A 449-nucleotide genomic window follows, 5' to 3' on the forward strand; every position below is an offset into this window, starting at 1 on the left:
GGTAAACATCTTCTTTTACAAAATACCTATTTAACCCCGAGTACTCATATCTCGTTAACAGCAAATCATGATATTGGGATAGAAAACACGGTACAATTATCCCCTCGACAAACGGGTCCTGTGCATTCAGACAAATGGGATCCGGATCTGCTTAATGCTGTTTTGCCTGAGCAGGAGAAGGGAAATCTTAAGTTTCTGTTGCCAATGACCGGCGTTTTAAATGCCTCAACGTCATTGATGATTAATGCAGGAGGTAATTTCTTTACTCAGGGGGCTTTCCTCTCAGCCGGAAAAGATGTTTATTTAAGTGCGGCAAAACATATTGAACTTGGTTCCCGTGAATTGATTTTTCATAAACTGGAAGGCCTTTTCCTATCGGGTGATTATATTCCACCGTCACGTTCATTGGTATTAGGCAGCAGGATCACAGCAAAGAATAATATCAGTAT

General features: G+C 40.8%; 1 protein-coding gene. It reads left to right on the forward strand.

Annotated elements, in window-relative coordinates; translation table 11 throughout:
- On the forward strand, positions 1-449 hold a 449-nt coding region (locus ABR397_RS23320), incomplete at both ends, for a hypothetical protein (protein WP_350307777.1).

Source organism: Photorhabdus viridis, assembly GCF_040256935.1.
In the GTDB taxonomy this organism is placed as follows: Bacteria; Pseudomonadota; Gammaproteobacteria; order Enterobacterales; family Enterobacteriaceae; genus Photorhabdus; species Photorhabdus viridis.